This is a genomic window from Acinetobacter geminorum (genome assembly GCF_013009345.1).
GTDB classification, from domain to species: domain Bacteria; phylum Pseudomonadota; class Gammaproteobacteria; order Pseudomonadales; family Moraxellaceae; genus Acinetobacter; species Acinetobacter geminorum.
The window spans coordinates 1-224 of sequence record NZ_JABELE010000086.1 but is presented as its reverse complement, the minus strand read 5'-3'; the positions used below and the strand labels follow the sequence as shown (position 1 = coordinate 224).

Here is a 224-nt window from a genome sequence, read left to right as displayed (position 1 = left end):
AGGTCATTGCGGATCGGCAAGCACATGCAGTGATTCCACCAAGAAAAAATGCGAAGCCATGGAAAGATAAAAAGATGAGCTCGCTAGAACGCAATGAGTTGCTTCGAACAGTTAAACGTTTAGGAAGAACTATTTGGAAGAAATGGTCAGGCTATCATCGGCGAAGTTTGGTTGAAACCAAGATGCATTGCATCAAATTATTGGGGGATAAACTCAGTGCGAGA

Annotated in this window: 1 protein-coding gene; it reads left to right on the top strand. The window is 42.9% G+C overall.

The window, feature by feature from the left end; all coding sequences use genetic code 11:
- On the top strand, nt 1–224 hold a 224-nt coding region (locus tag HJG58_RS18810), incomplete at both ends, for a transposase (RefSeq protein ID WP_328704802.1).